The 17,782-nt window shown below is 54.4% G+C and carries 12 protein-coding genes; 11 read left to right on the top strand and 1 reads right to left on the bottom strand.

Translation table 11 applies throughout. The annotated features are described in order from the left end of the window. The 10 genes from ENI00_RS01620 to ENI00_RS01575 all read left to right on the top strand — a co-directional run. Positions 1-947 (top strand): O-antigen ligase family protein (locus ENI00_RS01620; RefSeq protein WP_304097842.1); only part of this gene is annotated, 947 nt, incomplete at its 5' end. Between the two features lie 119 nt (positions 948-1,066). Beyond that, a complete protein-coding gene (locus tag ENI00_RS01615; protein ID WP_304097841.1) occupies positions 1,067-1,999 on the top strand; it encodes an NAD-dependent epimerase/dehydratase family protein in 933 nt (310 codons plus the stop codon). Beyond that, positions 1,996-3,168 carry a glycosyltransferase family 4 protein gene (locus ENI00_RS01610; RefSeq protein WP_304097838.1) on the top strand — a complete coding sequence of 391 codons (1,173 nt, stop codon included), beginning with the start codon at positions 1,996-1,998 and terminating at the stop codon, positions 3,166-3,168. The genes ENI00_RS01615 and ENI00_RS01610 overlap by 4 nt, the downstream gene beginning before the upstream one ends. Before the next feature lie 37 nt (positions 3,169-3,205). Next, a complete protein-coding gene (locus ENI00_RS01605) occupies positions 3,206-4,159 on the top strand; it encodes a UDP-glucose 4-epimerase family protein (protein ID WP_304097835.1) in 954 nt (317 codons plus the stop codon). 26 nt (positions 4,160-4,185) lie between these two features. Continuing rightward, positions 4,186-5,205 carry an MraY family glycosyltransferase gene (locus ENI00_RS01600; protein WP_304097833.1) on the top strand — a complete coding sequence of 340 codons (1,020 nt, stop codon included), beginning with the start codon at positions 4,186-4,188 and terminating at the stop codon, positions 5,203-5,205. Positions 5,206-5,574: 369 nt separating this feature from the next. After that, on the top strand, positions 5,575-6,453 hold the full coding sequence (galU, locus tag ENI00_RS01595) for a UTP--glucose-1-phosphate uridylyltransferase GalU (protein WP_304097830.1): 879 nt from the start codon (positions 5,575-5,577) through the stop codon (positions 6,451-6,453). Between the two features lie 13 nt (positions 6,454-6,466). Further along, on the top strand, positions 6,467-7,762 hold the full coding sequence (locus ENI00_RS01590; protein WP_304097827.1) for a UDP-glucose dehydrogenase family protein: 1,296 nt from the start codon (positions 6,467-6,469) through the stop codon (positions 7,760-7,762). A 9-nt stretch (positions 7,763-7,771) separates the two neighbouring features. After that, the gene (gene pgi, locus ENI00_RS01585; RefSeq protein ID WP_304097825.1) at positions 7,772-9,424 is read left to right on the top strand and encodes a glucose-6-phosphate isomerase; all 1,653 of its coding nucleotides are present in this window, start codon (positions 7,772-7,774) and stop codon (positions 9,422-9,424) included. A 9-nt stretch (positions 9,425-9,433) separates the two neighbouring features. Continuing rightward, complete coding sequence (locus ENI00_RS01580; RefSeq protein ID WP_304097822.1) at positions 9,434-10,828, top strand: phosphomannomutase CpsG; 1,395 nt, start codon at positions 9,434-9,436, stop codon at positions 10,826-10,828. Positions 10,829-11,084: 256 nt separating this feature from the next. Next, positions 11,085-12,998, top strand: a complete 1,914-nt coding sequence (locus ENI00_RS01575; RefSeq protein WP_304097845.1) for a polysaccharide biosynthesis protein — start codon at positions 11,085-11,087, stop codon at positions 12,996-12,998. 819 nt (positions 12,999-13,817) lie between these two features. Here the strand turns inward: ENI00_RS01575 and glmS are convergent. Continuing rightward, positions 13,818-15,647, bottom strand: a complete 1,830-nt coding sequence (glmS, locus tag ENI00_RS01570; protein WP_304097820.1) for a glutamine--fructose-6-phosphate transaminase (isomerizing) — start codon at positions 15,645-15,647, stop codon at positions 13,818-13,820. 1,104 nt (positions 15,648-16,751) lie between these two features. Between glmS and ENI00_RS01565 the strand changes: the two genes are divergently transcribed. Beyond that, positions 16,752-17,782: aconitase family protein (locus ENI00_RS01565; protein WP_304097816.1), on the top strand; the 1,031-nt coding region annotated here is incomplete at its 3' end.

The raw sequence follows: 17,782 nt of genomic DNA, 5'->3' as shown, positions 1-17,782 counted from the left end.
CGTATGGAGGTGCTCTTTTTTTTAGAAGCCGGCTAGATTTTTTTTATAAAATGATATTTTTATCAGCATTTATTTCCTCAGTTGTTGTGGTTTTGTCTGTCTCTACTTTGGGCATGGGAGGATGGGGGCGGGCGACTATACCTGTATTTTTTGAAGGAAAATTTTCTTACTTCCCTACGGGTTACGAGAGCTCTTCAGATCCGAATGTGCTGTCCTATTTTCTTTATTTGGGTGCGCTAGCTGCTATTTATTGCCGAAGCATTAATTCTACTGGTAAGGTTTTTGTCGCTTTGCTGGTGTTTGCTGGGATGCTAACGCTCTCTCGCAGTGGATTTTTAGCGTTTGTTGTTGCTGTTATATCTTTTCAGCTTGTCAATCTAACTTATAACCTGTGCAGCGACAAAAGTATCAAGGTTTCTATAAATTGGATGCTTTCAGTTGTCATTTTGGGGGGGGTGGCGTTTGCCATTGCACCATATTTTTATGACTTAGGTGGAATGTGGGACACCCTGGCCGAAAGAGCGCTGGATCAGGCCTCAAACGCTGACCGGTTTTCAAGATTAAAAAATACTATGGAGGTGGTCTTGGATCGTCCTGCAAATTTTTTTTTCGGCCATGGCATGGGCTTTGCTAGCGAAACTTCTGACCCGCATTTACTTTATCTTTCAACTGTAATGGATACTGGTTTATTTTCTCTTATAGTATTTATACTGGCTCTCGTAATACCCGCTTGCCAGTGCTTGTGTTATACAAAGTCCATTAGACTAAAAGCTTTTATAGTTTCGCTTTTGGTGTTTTTCTTGACTATATCTTTGTTTTATTGGCAAGTAAGAACTTATTATTTTTTTATGTTTTTAATTTTAACTATTTACTTTCATATGGCCGCGAACCAGCGCGTATCTTCCTTTAACACAAGAACGTCTGCGGGGGTGGGCAGTGAAAAATAGGTCTGGCTTTATTAAAATTGTTCGCGCGCCTTGTCTAGTCGGCAAAACCACCTTACTCCTCCGTCACTCATGAATATATGAGTCGAGCATCAGAGCAACCATTATCAGAGAGGACAATAATGAGAGTAATGATTTTTGGTGGGACGGGTTTTATTGGAAAGGCGATCGCAGATAAGCTGTACTCGGTTGGTTATCAAGTAGATATCCTTAGTCGAACGCGGGAGTCTAATACTCAATTACAACTACGATATGTTGCCGGAGATCTTATTGAAGGTAGTTACCCTGCGTTGAACGGCTACGATGTCATCGTGAATTGTGCTGGCGAAATACGAGCCGAGGATTTTATGCGGCCTCTGCATGTTGTCGCCGTGGAAAAAGCGTTGGACACACTATCAGCGCGTTGTGGAGTTCATTGGGTTCAGATCAGTAGCGTCGGTGTTTACGGCCCGCGGGTAGAGGGAATCATTGACGAGGGCGATGAGTTCAAACCGGTCGGATCTTATGAAGAAACCAAGGCTGAAGGCGAAATCCTAGTTCGTGAACGGTGTTTGGAAAAAGGAATACCGTTTACCGTTCTACGTCCTTCAAACGTTTTTGGTGAAGGGATGCCTAACCGATCGTTAGCACAGTTGTTGGGTATGATACGTAAGGGCATTTTTTTTTACATTGGTAATCCGAATGCCTACACCATGAACTACGTTTATGTGGAAGATGTTGTTCAGATGGTGATGCTTGCGATAACTAATCCGAACGCCCGCAATCAAGACTTCATAATATCTGATTGCGTATCGCAACGTGATTTTGTTCAGATTGCGAGGGAAGAGCTCGGGGGGCGGGGTACGCTCCAAGCGCCAGGTTCTCTGGTTCAAGCTATAAGCCGGTTTGGGACCTTCATCCCCGGTTTTCCGCTTACTAACGCACGTATCTCGGCACTTACACTCAGTTCGACTTACTCAACAACAAAGGCTGAGCATCTCCTGGGTTATTCGGCGAATGTAGGGATTGTCGCAGGACTTCGTCGTTACTGTCGTCATCTGAAGGCCAACGCATGAAGAATATCCGAATAGCCCGTCTCTCGACAGTTCGTTTTTTTATAGTTACCCAGCTTCGGACCCAACTGGAGCAGATAGTAGCTGCTGGCGCCGACCTTACGGTCATATCAAACAAGGACGATGAACTTGTTAATGATGACGGGGCGGCAGATTCAGCAAGATTCATCCACGTAGATTTTTGTCGTGAAATCAATGTCGTGAAAGACATGAAGGCGCTGCTCAATCTGATTAGACTTTTCAAGCGTGAAAAATTCGACATTGTCCATTCCGTAACCCCAAAAGCAGGCTTGTTAACGGCTATCGCAGGCAGAATCGCGGGGGTCCGAACGCGCGTCCATACTTTCACAGGACAACCTTGGGTGACTATGTCGGGTCCGAAAAGAAAAATCCTGATTTATTGCGATCGAATCATAGGTTTCCTTAATACGTGTTGCTACACCGATAGCCGCAGCCAGCGAGAGTTCTTGATTGAAAACCGCATTGTTCGTCGTTCGCGCATTCGTGTGCTGGGCGAAGGTTCTCTGGCGGGGATTGATCTCAGGAGATTCGACCCTGAGAAGTATACGGCCGATGGCAAAATGCAGTTCAGGACCTCTCTTGGCATCCGGCCGGATAGCGTTGTGTTGTTGTTTGTGGGCAGGATCACCCGTGACAAGGGAATCCGCGAGCTGCTCAATGCATTCGAAACGTTAATTGAACAGGGCGCGGATGTTCATCTCTTACTCGTTGGTCCCTTTGAGGCAGATGGACGCCTGCTGTTAGATGAAATGAGCGAACGACTCGACCAGAACCGTTTGGTCATCGTTGGCTTCTCCGCAGAGCCTGAAAAATTCATGGCGATATCGGATATCTTTTGCCTGCCGAGTCACCGAGAGGGATTTGGGACAGTTGTAATTGAGGCTGGAGCTATGGGCTTGCCTACGGTGGCCTCCAACATTTATGGCCTTTCCGACGCGGTGGTAGCTGGCGATACCGGTCTTTTGACTACCCTGGAAGATCCGGCCAGTCTCGCTAATGCTCTGGCATCGCTGGTGATAAATCCAGCTCAGCGTCGCCGGATGGGAGAAAGCGCTCGAAAACGAGTAGTTCGACACTTTGACAGTGAGTATATGGGGGAGCTCTTGATCGCTGAATACGAGTCGCTGCTTGGTCTGAAGGCAAGTAACTGATGCTCGATTCTTTTTTCACCAGTTCCAGAGGTCATCAATGAAGGTGCTTGTAACCGGAGCGTCAGGGTTTATTGGCGGGGCAGTCTGTACGGAGTTCTTGAAAAGAGGCTTCGAAACCGTCGCTGCGTCGAGACATGGGGAGCGGTTGCCTTCCGGCGCGGAGCATTCTGCTTGCGGAAATATTGATGGAGAAACGGATTGGACCTGCGCCCTGATGGGAGTTCATAAAATCGTACATCTTGCCGCGCGGGCTCATGTCATCAAAGAAAGCGCTGCTGATCCATTGGCTGTGTTCAGGCGCGTTAACGTGGACGGCTCGTTGGCCTTGGCGCGGCAAGCTATCAAATCAGGGGTAAACCGATTCATATTCATCAGTTCTATCGGAGTCAACGGCGCCAGCACTGCCGGCGGGCCGTTTACCGAGGATTCACAGCCTGAGCCTCAAGCTGACTATGCCATGTCCAAATTCGAGGCTGAACAAGCTTTGATCGAGCTAGTCCATGGCAGTGCGATGGAACTCGTGATCATCCGTCCGCCCTTGGTGTATGCCGGCCATGCTCCAGGTAACTTCCAACGCTTGATGAGACTTGTTGCGTGCGGAATTCCGCTACCTTTCGCCAAAATCAATAACCGGAGAAGCATGGTTTCTTTGGTGAATCTGGTTGACTTCATAAGAGTCTGCCTGGAACACCCTGATGCGTCGGGACAAATATTGTTAGCGTCCGATGGGGTTGCTGTTTCAACTGAGGAAATAGTTTGCCTTCTGGCCAAGGGAATGGGGAAAACTCCCAGGCTTTTCCCGTTTCCCACATCCATCCTCGCCAATATTGCTGCGGTTTTAGGAAAAAAAAATATGTATTCCCAGGTCTGCGGATCATTGGAGGTGGATTCGAGTAAAGCGCATCGCCTGCTCGGTTGGTCACCGCCTATTACGGTTCAAGAGTCTCTTGTTCAGGCTGGAAAAGACTTCAAAAACATTCGTTTTGGCTGACCTAGGGTTGTTTAAGGACGTTTTCAATGATCGCTACCTTGTTTTTGCTAGTTATCGCAGGGTCATCAGCACTGCTGACATGGGCTCTTAGGCGCTACGCATTGTCTAAAAACCTGCTGGATATACCAAATGCGCGTAGCTCGCATTCAGTTTCGACTCCGCGTGGCGGCGGAGTGGCGATAGTGTTGGCGTTTCTTGTGGCGGTCCCGCTGTTGGCTAATGTGGGATGGGTGGGGTGGTCTTCGGCTTTGGGTCTTGTCGGTGCTGGGGCGTTGGTTGCGGTGGTGGGCTTTCTGGATGACCACGGGCACATTGCGGCGCGTTGGCGTTTGCTGGCGCATTTTGTCGGCGCAGCATGGCTTCTGTTCTGGTTGCCTGGCCTCCCTACGCTCGTTCTATTCGGTACCGGCTTTGATCTAGGCTGGGTCGGGTATGGTCTGTTGGCGGTTCTGCTGGTCTGGTTGCTGAATCTTTATAACTTTATGGACGGCATCGATGGGATTGCCAGTGTTGAAGCGATCACCGTCTGCTTGGGTGGCGCATTGCTGTATGCCCTGGTGGGCCAAGGCGGGCTTGCGGTTACGTCTTTGGTATTGGCAGCTGTTGTAGCAGGTTTTTTATGCTGGAACTTCCCGCCCGCGAAAATTTTCATGGGAGATGCAGGCAGCGGTTTCTTGGGGATCGTGCTGGGTGGGCTGGCATTACAAGCGGCTTGGGCAGCACCGCAGCTGTTTTGGGGCTGGTTGATATTGCTGGGAGTGTTCATTGTGGACGCGACCTTTACGTTGATTCGACGATTGTTGCGTGGCGACAAGGTGTATGAAGCTCATCGCAGCCACGCTTATCAATACGCCTCCCGTAAGTTCGGTGCGCATTTGCCGGTGACCCTGGCTGTATTGGCAATTAATATGCTTTGGCTGTTGCCTTGGGCCTGTGTGGTTGCCTTCGGGTATGTCGATGGACTACTCGGGTTGCTTATTGCTTACCTGCCGCTTGCGCTGTTGGCATTGCGTTTCAAAGCCGGGGCATTGGAAGTGACTGAGTGAGCAAGGTACTAATGGTGTTTGGGGCTGGCGGCTGGCGGTCCCGCGGTCGAGGGAATCGTGCGATGGCTAAGTTTTCTGGATCCCCGCTTTCGCGGGGATGACGGGAAGCGCGGATGTCCGGGTGCCCGGGCGGCGGCCATTGCGGAAGCGCGGATTGTTGGGATAGTGCGATGGTTGGCTTCTGGTGAGGTCCGATTTTCGCACCGGTATGTTTGTCGCTTTGCACAGCCGAAACGGAACTTACCTGCCAAATAACGTTCCACACAACTGGCAGGTTGGCGTCCTTTTCATGGCTCTGGCCTGCGCGCTGCAGGTTCATTTCTGTGGCATGGATATCTGTTCAAAGCTTATCGAATACATGGAGTTCATGTGAAGGTTACTAAAGCCGTTCTTCCCGTCGCAGGTCTTGGCACGCGTTTTCTTCCCGCTAGTAAAGCTATCCCCAAAGAAATGGTCACGGTCGTTGATAAACCGGTGATCCAGTATGTGGTTGAAGAAGCTTTGGCAGCCGGTATCAATGAGATCGTTCTGGTCACCCATTCCAGTAAACGGGCTATTGAAGATCATTTTGACAAGAATTACGAACTCGAAGCCGAGCTTGAGCGCCGGGGCAAGCACGAGCTGCTTGAGGTGCTGAGGGAGACTGTGCCCCCCGGTTTGAAAGTGTCTGTCGTACGTCAGGGCTCCGCCCTTGGCCTGGGACATGCAATCAATTGTGCCCGTGCCATCATCGGCGACGCGCCCTTTGCTGTGATGCTGCCTGATGTACTGGTCGAGCAGTCGGGCACGCTTACAGATCTGGGTGTGATGGCCGAGCATTTCCTGGAAAGTGGCCATGCGCAGATCATGGTTGAGCCTGTGCCCTATGAACAGGTGAGCGCTTATGGCGTGGTTGACGTTAACGGCGTGGAACTTCAAGCCGGAGAAGGCGCGCCTATGCACCGTGTGGTCGAAAAGCCACCGCGTGACGAAGCCCCATCTAACCTGTCGATCGTGGGCCGTTACATTCTGCCGGCTCGCATATTTGACTTGCTGGACAAAACCAAGCCAGGTGCTGGCGGTGAGATACAGCTAACCGATGCTATTGCGACGCTTATGACCGAAGAGGGCGTTGATGCTTTCCACATACGGGGCCGTTCCTACGACTGCGGCAACAAGCTCGGCTATCTCGAAGCGACGCTGGCCTACGGGTTGAAGCATCCTAAACTCGGAGCAGATTTCCGGGAATTGTTGAAGCAGTACCAGTAAAGGATTAAGCGGAATGTATATCGATGTGTATGGAGACACGTTGTGCGCGTTGGTTAGTGCTGCCGGCCTGGCCGCCACCGGGCATAATGTAAGCCTGCATGTGCCGCAAGGCCCTGCTGCAACCACCTTGGCTCGGGGCGGGTGTCCTTACCGCGAACCAGGGCTGCCGGAAATGCTCGCCGAGCAAACCACTGCCGGGCGTTTCAAATTGGCGCGGGTAGACGTTCCACCAGACGAAAAAAGCACCATGATCTGGCTGGCTCTGTCGCCTACCGATATGGATCAGGCGTTTCAGATAATCAAAGGGTTACCCGTCGATGGCGAACGTAGTTGGCTGCTGGTCAATCAGTCGACCTTTCCGGTCGGCAGTACAGAAGCGCTGCAGCAGGCGTTGAAGGATTTGCCCGGTGGCGAATCTACCCAGCGGGTAGCTGCCAGCTTGCCGGATCTACTCATCGAAGGTGCTGCTGTAAGTGGGTTCATTCACGCCGAGCAATGGATATTGGGTTGTGACTCGGACTGGGGCAAGCGGATGGTCGCCGAGGCCTTGCGGCCCTTTAATCGCCGTCGCGATAACATCATGATCATGGGCCCGCGCGAAGCTGAGTTTACTAAACTGGCAGTCACCGGCATGTTGGCAACTCGCCTGAGTTTCATGAACGATATGGCCAACCTTGCGGACATGCTCGATGTGGATATCGAACGGGTACGCCAGGGCATGGGCAAAGACAAACGGATCGGCGAGTCTTACCTGTATCCAGGTTGTGGCTTCGGCGGTTTGAGCTTTTCCCAGGATGTGATGAGCCTTGCTTCTACTCTCCAGCACAGCGGTATTCAGGCGCAGTTGCTTGATCAGGTGCTGCGTATCAACGAACGTCAGAAAGAATCTCTTTTCCGTAAACTGTGGCGCTATTACGGCACCGACCTGCGTGGCCGCAAGGTAGCTATCTGGGGCGTGGCGTTCAAGCCTGAATCAGCACGCATCGATAATGCGCCGGCGTTGAAACTGATCGAGGCGCTTTGGGCCCAGGATGTTGAGGTTCATGTCCATGACCCCCGTGCATTGCCTGCACTGGCTGAGTGGGCTGGCCCGCGCGACGATCTGGTGCTGCACAAAGATCAGTACGCCGCCCTGGTGGATGCGGATGCGCTGATGCTGGTGACTGAATGGAGCGCTTACATGAGCCCGGATCTTCCGCACATGAAGGGCAGCATGAAACAGCCGCTTATTCTTGACGGGCGCAATATATGGGATCCAACGTTCATGAAGCAGAACGGGTTCGACTATTTTGGGATTGGACGACGCTGAGTGATTCTCATGACCGACGCAAAAGAAACACAGTGGGACGAGCTGATTACGCATGGTTCGGTAGTCAGCAAACAACACCTGGCCGATTATTTTGCTGAAGATCCAGAGCGCTTCAACAAGATGCACCGCCAGTTCGGTCCGCTTTTATATGATTTCTCCAAGCAGCGTTTGACCGACCAGACACTCAAGCACCTGATTGATCTGGCCGACGCCCATGATCTGCAAGGCTGGATTCAGAGATTGTTCTCTGGTGAGGAAGTGAACGACAGCGAAGGGCGCGCAGCGATGCATTGGGCGTTGCGTCTGCCAGTGGATGCCAAATGTCAGGTAGGTGACGATGACATCACCTCCCAGGTGCACGAGCAACTGCAGCACATGGAGCTTATCGTGGATAAGATCCGTGCTGGGCAATGGCGCGGAGCGACGGGTGAGGTTATTACCGACGTTATCAATATCGGCGTAGGTGGTTCGGATCTCGGACCGTTGATGGTGACGGAGGCGTTAAACGATTTCACTCGAAAGACGCCCCAGGGTCTGAACGTTCACTTTGCCTCGACTATTGACGGAAGCCAGCTGTCCCAACTACTGCGGGACAAAAAGCCTCAGTCGACAATGTTCGTAATTTCTTCCAAGTCGTTTACCACTATCGATACGCTAACAAACGCGTCGACCGCGCTGCAGTGGCTGCAACGTTCTTTCGGTCGGCGGGCCAGTGCAAGCATTCTTCATTGCCATTTCATCGGTGTGTCCGCTTCACCGCACAAGATGACGGAGTGGGGCATCGCGGAAGAAAACCAACTGGGGTTCTGGGGTTGGGTCGGGGGGCGTTACTCCCTATGGTCAGCCATTGGCTTGCCCATTGCTCTGAAAATCGGAGTGAAAGGCTTTCGCAGGCTACTCGCGGGCGCCCATGATATGGACGAGCATTTCAAGTCGGCGCCTTGGCGTGACAACCTGCCGGTATTGATGGGCATGATCGGCGTGTGGAATACCAACGTGCTGGACATCAACGCCCTGTCCATCCTGCCGTACGACGGGCGGCTCAAGCAGTTGCCCCTGTATTTCGAGCAGCTTGAAATGGAATCCAATGGCAAGAGCGTCAAGCGCGACGGCCAGCCGGTGACTCGTTCAACCTGCCCGATCATCTGGGGCGACGTGGGTCCCAACGCGCAGCATGCTTTTTATCAACTGCTACACCAGGGCACCGAAGCCGTTACCTGCGATTTCATCGTACCGGTCCGCCGGTACGATGAGGCACGGCATCATGAAGCAGCCGAGGAGCTGGCAGCGCAACATCAATTGTCGCTTGCCAACTGTCTCGCGCAGTCTCGCTTGTTGGCGCTGGGCGATGCGGCGCTGAAGGATGCCGATGAACTGCCCACACACATGCGTTACCGCGGCAATCAGCCAAGTTCAACTCTGCTGCTGGATGAACTGAACCCCTATAGCCTGGGCGCGTTGATTGCGCTTTATGAGCATAAGGTGTTCGTGCAGTCAGTCATTTGGGATGTTAATCCATTTGATCAGTGGGGAGTGGAGATGGGCAAGAAAATTGCCATGAGCACGCTGGCGAAGATTCGCGGTGAAGATGCCAGCCTGGAAGACACAGATTCATCCAGCGCCGGGCTATTACGGCGTATCGAGGCAGAATGGAAATCATAGGGGGATAACATGACAAAGCTTACCTGCTTCAAGGCTTACGACATTCGCGGACAGCTTGGTACGGAGCTGAACGAAGACGTCGCCTACCGCATTGCCCGCGCTTTTGCCAAGTGGCTCAAGCCCAAGAGAATCGTTCTAGGGGGCGATGTGCGTGAAACCTCGCCGGCGCTGAAGGCTGCTTTGGCAAATGGCCTGCAGGACGAAGGCGTCGATGTGCTGGATCTTGGGTTGGCCGGAACTGAAGAAGTCTATTTCGCGACCTTTCATCTGGGCGTGGACGGCGGCATTGAGGTAACAGCCTCCCACAACCCCATCGACTACAACGGTTTCAAACTGGTCCGGGAAGGTTCTCGGCCGATTTCTGCCGATACCGGTCTGGCAGAAATTCGCGAGATGGCGGAAGCGAGCAGCTACCAACTGGAGAACGGTCGGGATCCCTCGGTGCCCGACAGCCAGCGTGGCAGCTACGAGCTGGTCGATACCCGCGCCGCATTTGTCGAACACTTGATGGAATATATTGAGCCGTCAGCCTTTACGCCGCTGAAGCTCGTAGTCAACGCCGGTAACGGTGCAGCGGGCCCGGCAATTGATGCGATTGAGCAAGCGTTCAAGGCCAGGCAGATGCCGGTCGAGTTTATTAAGATCTGTCATGAACCCGATGGCACCTTTCCAAACGGCATCCCTAATCCGATATTGACGGAAAATCGCGCTACCACCCGCGATGCAGTACTCGAACACGGCGCTGATATGGGTATTGCCTGGGACGGCGATTTTGACAGATGTTTTCTGTTTGACGAGCAGGGCCGTTTTATCGAGGGCTATTACATCGTTGGGCTGCTAGCAGAGGCGTTTCTCAAGAAAGAGCCCGGCGCAGCAATCATTCATGATCCGCGCTTGGTCTGGAATACGGTTGAGCAGATTGAGCAAAACGGCGGTCGGGCGGTGCAGACCAAAGCTGGCCACGCATTCATCAAGGAGCGGATGCGTAAAGAAGATGCAGCTTATGGTGGAGAAATGAGCGCCCACCATTATTTTCGCAATTTCGCCTATTGCGACAGCGGCATGATTCCCTGGTTGCTGGTGGCCGAGTTGCTATGTCGCAAGGGCAAGGCTATGTCGACGATGGTAGACGAGCGCATAGCAGCCTACCCGTCATCCGGTGAGATTAATCTCACGGTAAATGACGCACCCCAGGTATTGAAGACCATTGAGGCGCAATACAGCGAAGGTGCCTTGGATGTCGACTACACCGATGGCGTCAGTATCTGTTTCGCTGACTGGCGTTTCAACCTGCGCGCTTCGAATACCGAGCCGGTGATTCGCCTGAATGTGGAGAGTCGCGCTGACGTTGGGTTGATGGAGCGTGAAACTCAAAAGCTCCTGGACGCTATCAAGGCGCTCTGAGCCAAGCCTTCGGCCCGGTTGGTCTGCTACAATCGTCACAACTTTGTTGTAGCGGACCTCCTTTCATGAGCTCGAACGTGTTTTCATCCCAAGCGGCCCCATTCTCCCTCGGGCGTTTCCTCTTGTTGCCAGGTCAGGCGGAGCGATGCGGCTGGGGTCGCCTGTGATTAAAGAAAAGCTGATCAGTCTCAGCTACGCTCAAAAACGATCCATACAGATCACCGTCGACGTGGTGTTGATCTGGGCTGCGTTATGGATGGCGTTCTATTTGCGGCTCGGCCCTGAGGGTTGGATGGTTCCTCGCCAGAGCGAATGGTGGTTGTTTGTGCTGGCACCCCTTGTCGCTATTCCCTTCTTTGTACGCATGGGCATGTACCGGGCGGTTATGCGTTATTTCGGCAACGATGCTCTGCGCTGTATTTTCAGGGCGATCACTGCCAGCTTCGTTGCGCTGGTTTTGTTGATGTTGGCCATGCGATTGTCCGGCATAGATGTGTTTCGTTCCCGTTCAATACTATTTATGTATTGGTGCCTGAGCCTCGGGCTTATTGGCGGCCTTCGCCTGGTGGCAAGGGAGTATTTCGCTGGTGAGAGGTTGGTTGCGGGTATACCGCTTTACTTGCAACGAGCCCAGACGGATGGCCCGACGCCTGTAGCCATTTATGGCGCGGGGGAGGCGGGGACGCAGCTGTTGGCCTCGATCCGTGTTGGTCGGATATATAAAGCGGTAGCATTCGTTGATGACAACCCTGCCTTGCAGGGTCGCCTGGTCGCCGGCCTTCAGGTGTATTCGTCAGAAAAGATGAATCGGATGATCAGGACAACGGGGGTGAAGGAGCTCTTTCTCGCTATCCCGTCGGCCAGCCGTGCCGATCGGCAAAAGGTTCTGGCCCGCTTGCAGACCTATGCGCTTCATGTTCGTACCATGCCCGGCATCATGGACATAGCCAGCGGTAAGGTAAAGGTAGAAGATTTGCAGGAAGTCGATATTGCAGATCTGCTCGGCCGTGACGCGGTACCACCAGACCGGACCCTTTTCGAGCGTTGCATAAGCGGGCAGGCGGTAATGGTCACTGGTGCAGGCGGATCAATTGGTAGTGAACTGTGTCGGCAGATTGTTTCCCTAAACCCGACGACTCTGGTGCTGTTCGAACACAGCGAATTTGCGCTCTATGAAATTCATTCCGAGCTGGAAAATTGGATTAATACCAATGGCTTGACCATCAACCTGGTGCCAATCCTGGGCTCGATTCGAAATTCGACCCGCTTGGTGCACGTCATCAGTGCGTGGAATATCAGCACTATCTATCATGCCGCAGCCTACAAGCATGTCCCTATCGTCGAATACAATGTCGCCGAAGGAATCATGAATAACGTGTTCGGCACTCTTAATGTGGCTCAGGCAGCCATCAAATGTCAGGTGGAAAATTTTGTCCTGATTTCCACTGACAAGGCCGTGCGTCCGACAAACGTCATGGGTTCTACCAAGCGTATGGCGGAGCTGGTTCTCCAGGCGCTGAGTAATGAACAGGCGCCGCGCTTATGGAACGATCCTTCCGCTGCTCTGCACCTCAATCGGACTCGTTTCACCATGGTTCGGTTTGGGAATGTGCTTGGCTCATCCGGCTCGGTCATCCCGCTGTTTCGCAATCAGATTCGGGTGGGTGGCCCGATTACCGTGACACATCCGGAGATCACCCGTTATTTCATGACCATACCTGAAGCTGCCCAATTGGTGATTCAAGCCGGCGCGATGGGGCAGGGGGGTGACGTTTTTGTACTGGATATGGGCGACCCGGTGAACATTGTCGATCTGGCCAGCAAGATGGTTCAGCTGTCGGGACTGACCGTGCGCGATGAGCAGACCCCCAACGGCGACATAGCGATTACCTTTTCTGGTCTGCGGCCGGGTGAGAAGCTTTATGAGGAACTGCTCATAGGGGATAACCCCGAGCCCACGGTACATTCGAAAATTTGCCGGGCGAACGAGACATTTGTACGCTGGGAAACGCTGTCTTCAGTGCTGGATACGATACGACAAGCCATTCGCAATGATGACTATGACACCATTCGTCAGACCTTGTTGGACACCGTGCAGGGTTATCATCCTAGTAACGGCATAGTCGACCTGCTCTATGAGCACCATCAGCGGTTGTCTAACAGCCGCTAGAAAGCCGGACGCCACGCCTTGCAAACCATGGATTCCCGCCTTCGCGGGAATGACGGAGCGGGGAGCGTGGCGGGAGGTCACCTCGAACAGCCGCGCTTCCAAAGGCATCCATCCAAGCGCACCTACCCCAAACGCAGCCCCTTCAAACGCAACCTACCCCAAGCGCATCTACCCCAAACGCAACTCCCTCAAACGCAGCCCGCTCTCCATACGCAACCCTCGCTCCAAACGTCATCCCCGCGAAGGCGGGGATCCAGATTTTTGCGCAGCGCAACCTCATGTCTTGCAGACCCCATGGATTCCCGTCTTCGCGGGAACGACGGAGCGAGGAGCGTGGCGGGAGGTCACCTCGAACAGCCGCATTTCCAAAGGCATCCATTCAAGCGCACCTACCCCAAACACAGCCCCCTCAAACGCAGCCCCCTCTCCATACGCAAGCCCTCGCTCCAAACGTCATCCCCGCGAAGGCGGGGATCCAGCTCTTCGCGCCGCGCACCTCATGTCTTGCAGACCCCATGGATTCCCGTCTTCGCGGGAATGACGGAGCGAGGAGCGTGGCGGGAGGTCACCTCGAACAGCCGCGTTTCCATAGGCATCCCATCCAAGCGCACCTACTCCAAACACAACTCCCTCAAAAACAACTCCCTCAAACGCAGCCCCCTCTCCATACGCAACCCTCGCTCCAAACGTCATCCCCGCGAAGGCGGGGATCCAGCTTTTTGCGCAGCGCCTCATGCCTCTGCCAGACCCATGGATTCCCGCTTACGCGAGAATGACGGAGCGAGGGGTGCTGCCACCTGGTGTCTCGCTGGCTCGTGCCTATTCCACCGTAACCGACTTCGCCAGATTCCGCGGCTTGTCCACGTCCGTCCCTTTGACCAGCGCTACGTGGTAGCTGAGCAGTTGCAATGGGATGGTGTAAAGAATCGGTGAAATACATTCCTCGACCCAGGGCAGGCCAATCGTTTCATGATTGGCATCATCAGTCTGCTCGATGGTCTCGCAGGCGAAGGTGATGAGCTGGCCGCCGCGGGCGCGTACTTCTTCCAGGTTTGATTTGAGTTTTTCCAGCAGGCTGTCGCTGGGGGCGACGCTTACCACCGGCATGTCTTCGTCTACCAGCGCCAGCGGGCCATGCTTAAGTTCGCCAGCGGCGTAGGCTTCTGCATGGATATAGGAGATTTCCTTCAGCTTGAGGGCGCCTTCCATCGCAATCGGATAATGCGTGCCGCGGCCCAGAAACAAAGCGTGATGTTTGTTTGCGAAGCGTTCGGCTAGCAGAGTTATTCGCGGCTCCAGGGTAAGCGCCTGGGCAATGACATCCGGCAGCGAGCGGAGCGCGCGGACATTGTTGGTTACCTGTTCGGTAATCCCGTTACGCACCTGTACCAGAGCGGTCGTGAGCCACAGCAGGGCGACCAGTTGTGTGGTGAAGGCCTTGGTCGATGCGACGCCGATCTCTGGGCCAGCGTGGGTGAGCAACCGCCAGTCAGCTTCCCGTACCAGTGAGCTGCCAGCGACGTTGCAGATCGCGAGGCTGGACAGGTAACCCTGGTTCTTTGAATAGCGCAGCGCGGCGAGCGTGTCGGCGGTTTCACCCGATTGGGATATGGTGATCAGTAGCGTGTTGGCTGGCACTACGACGGTACGATAGCGATACTCGCTAGCCACCTCTACCTGGCAGGGGATGCCTGCCTGGGCCTCTATCCAGTAGCGCGCAACCAGGCCGGCGTGATAGCTGGTCCCGCAGGCTACGATGTGAATATTGGCCACGTCTGCCAGCCGGGTTTCGGCATCGGGCCCCAGTAGCGCTGTGAGCACGTGGTCATTGCCCAGTGTGCTCGCCAGCGTCTCGCTGATGGCCAGTGGCTGTTCAAAAATTTCCTTGAGCATGAAGTGCCGGTACTCGCCCTTGTCCAGGCTGTGGGCCGAATGCTCGTAGCGTTTGATCGGGCGATCGACGACCTGGTGGTTGCGGTCCCAGATCTCGCACGTGTTCATGGTCAGACGCGCATAGTCGCCTTCTTCGAGATACCGGAAGCAGTCGGTGACCTGCAACAGGGCAAGCGGGTCGGAAGCGATATAGCGTTCTTCGCTGCCTTCACCCACTACCAGCGGACTACCCATGCGTGAGCAATACAGCGTTTCGGGTTGATCTTCGTGAATGACCGCCAGGGCATAAGCCCCGTGGATTTCGGCAAGCGTAGCGCGGAGCGCGGCTAGGAGCTCGTTGTTCTCGGCGTAGTGATGGGCCAGAAGATGCGCGACGACCTCGGTATCGGTCTCGGACGTGAACACATAGCCCAAATCCTTGAGCCTTTTACGCAGCGGCGCATGGTTCTCGATGATGCCGTTATGCACGACGGCCAGGCCGTGGGAAACATGGGGGTGGGCATTGTGCTCGGCCGGCTTGCCGTGGGTGGCCCAGCGGGTGTGTGCGATGCCAAGGTGGCCGTTTGCCGGAAGCGCGTCCAGGGAGTTTTCGAGCTCGATGACCTTGCCCGCAGCGCGGACTCGCTGAATGCCCTTGCCCGCGGCAATGACCGCTACCCCTGCTGAATCGTAACCTCGATATTCAAGGCGGCGCAGGCCTTCAAGCAGGATAGGGGTGATGTTGCGCTGGGCGATGGCGCCGACGATACCGCACATGGGCATTTCCTTGATATTGGCAAAGCCGCATTCTATCACTGGCGCATGAAAATCGGATAGGCGGGCCCAGGTTGGGTGCGCCGATTATTCTGACCAAACTCTGGATCCCCGCCTTCGCGGGGATGACGGAAGTCTGGTCAAGTGCCGAGTGACGGGAAAGCCGAGGTGGAATGCGGTAGGGTGTCGACAGGTCCGGCACCCCACCTTGATAACCAAAAACCCCCGTCATTCTCGCGAAAGCGAGAATCCAGACTAGGCCCTCGGACAGACTGATTTGCTGTAGGCGGCCCATCAGGAATCATCATCGATCATGCGTTCGCTACTCTCCCTCAACAACCAAAAACCCCCGTCATTCTCGCGAAGGCGAGAATCCAGACTAGGCCCGCGGACAGACAGATTTGTTGTAGACAGGCCAACTAACAATCGTCATAGATCGTGCGTTCGCTACTCCCCTCGACAACCGAAAAACCCCGTCATTCTAGCGAAAGCGAGAATCCAGACTAGGCCCGCGGACAGACTGATTTGTTATAGGCGGGCCCATCAGGAATCGTCATAGATCGTGCGTTCGCTACTCCCCTCGACAACCGAAAACCCCGTCATTCTCGCGAAAGCGAGAATCCAGGTTCACGGCCGGTGCGAAGGGCTCGTTAACAATTGGCAATATATCCTCGTATCAACAGAGCCGTTTATGCTTTTCTCCATTTTTAATCCCTGCGCCTGCTGGGCATTGTTCATACTAATGGCCCGTCGCGCTGGCGCTGCTGGGAGGCTGATACCTGCTATCCCAGACTAGCCGAGCCCTTGAACAACGGGCGCCAGCGGGACAGTCGGCGGAATTGTGGGCAATTGCATTGCTAGTTAACTGACGATTCCTGGTCGATAGGGAGCACTGACTATCCCGGAATGCCCATGCTGGGTGGCAGATTCTTTTTGATGAACCTGGGTTTCCCCGGAGGGCTTGAAGACATGGAGGGAACCGTCAGGCGGTATTTTGTCTATGATGGGTATATCGGCCGCGCGATGCGCCTCTCTGATGCGCAGAACATGTCCAAGCCACCAGTCTGTTGTTCATCCGTACAGCAGACATAAAAGGAGATTAGATCGATGTCCGAAGCTAACAGTCTGGGTACGCTGAGTACCCTGCAGGTAGGAACCAAGACATACCACTATCACTCCCTGCCCAAGGCCGCCGAGCGGCTCGGAAACATCGACCGGCTTCCGATTTCACTAAAAGTGCTGCTGGAAAATCTGTTGCGCCACGAGGACGGTGTGACCGTCACCCAGAACGATATCCAGGCCATGGCCGATTGGTTGCAGAGCCGCTCATCGGATCGAGAAATTCAGTATCGCCCTGCACGGGTTCTGATGCAGGATTTCACCGGCGTACCCGCCGTGGTTGATCTGGCTGCGATGCGCGATGCGGTAGCCAGGGCTGGCGGTGATCCGCAGCGGATCAATCCGCTTTCGCCAGTGGATCTGGTTATCGACCACTCGGTGATGGTCGATTTTTCTGCCAGTCCGAGCGCGTTCGAAGCCAACGTCGAAATGGAAATGAAGCGCAATGGCGAGCGCTACGAGTTTCTGCGCTGGGGCCAGAAGGCCTTCAATAATTTCCGCGTGGTGCCGCCAGGTACGGGGATCTGTCACCAGGTGAATCTGGAGTACCTCTCTCAGAGCGTTTGGGCGTCTGAGGTGGACGGCAAGGAATGGGCCTATCCCGATACGCTGGTCGGTACGGACTCGCATACCACCATGGTCAACGGCTTGGGCGTGCTGGGTTGGGGTGTTGGTGGTATCGAGGCCGAAGCGGCCATGCTTGGCCAGCCAGTTTCGATGCTGGTGCCGGAGGTGATCGGTTTCAAGATGACCGGCAAGCTACGCGAAGGTCTCACCGCCACCGATCTGGTGCTGACCGTGACGCAGATGCTGCGCAAAAAGGGCGTAGTAGGCAAATTTGTCGAATTCTATGGTGATGGCTTGGCCGATCTGTCGCTGGCCGACCGCGCTACGATCGCCAATATGGCCCCCGAGTACGGCGCTACCTGTGGCTTCTTCCCGATTGATGAAGTCACCATTGGTTACCTGCGGTTGACTGGTCGCCCCACCGAAGTGGTCGAGCGGGTCGAGGCCTATTG

Origin of the sequence: Marinobacter antarcticus (assembly GCF_011049865.1) — a bacterium.
In the GTDB taxonomy this organism is placed as follows: Bacteria; Pseudomonadota; Gammaproteobacteria; order Pseudomonadales; family Oleiphilaceae; genus Marinobacter; species Marinobacter antarcticus_A.
The sequence above is the reverse complement of the archived record's forward strand: the minus strand, read 5'-3'. Positions and strand labels throughout refer to the sequence as shown.

Coding starts and splice junctions, on each gene's coding strand:
- ENI00_RS01615 (WP_304097841.1), top strand. CDS start 1,067: ATGAGAGTAATGATTTTTGGTGGGACGGGTTTTATTGGAAAGGCGATC.
- ENI00_RS01610 (WP_304097838.1), top strand. CDS start 1,996: ATGAAGAATATCCGAATAGCCCGTCTCTCGACAGTTCGTTTTTTTATA.
- ENI00_RS01605 (WP_304097835.1), top strand. CDS start 3,206: ATGAAGGTGCTTGTAACCGGAGCGTCAGGGTTTATTGGCGGGGCAGTC.
- ENI00_RS01600 (WP_304097833.1), top strand. CDS start 4,186: ATGATCGCTACCTTGTTTTTGCTAGTTATCGCAGGGTCATCAGCACTG.
- ENI00_RS01590 (WP_304097827.1), top strand. CDS start 6,467: ATGTATATCGATGTGTATGGAGACACGTTGTGCGCGTTGGTTAGTGCT.
- pgi (WP_304097825.1), top strand. CDS start 7,772: ATGACCGACGCAAAAGAAACACAGTGGGACGAGCTGATTACGCATGGT.
- ENI00_RS01580 (WP_304097822.1), top strand. CDS start 9,434: ATGACAAAGCTTACCTGCTTCAAGGCTTACGACATTCGCGGACAGCTT.
- ENI00_RS01575 (WP_304097845.1), top strand. CDS start 11,085: ATGGCGTTCTATTTGCGGCTCGGCCCTGAGGGTTGGATGGTTCCTCGC.
- glmS (WP_304097820.1), bottom strand. CDS start 15,647: ATGTGCGGTATCGTCGGCGCCATCGCCCAGCGCAACATCACCCCTATC.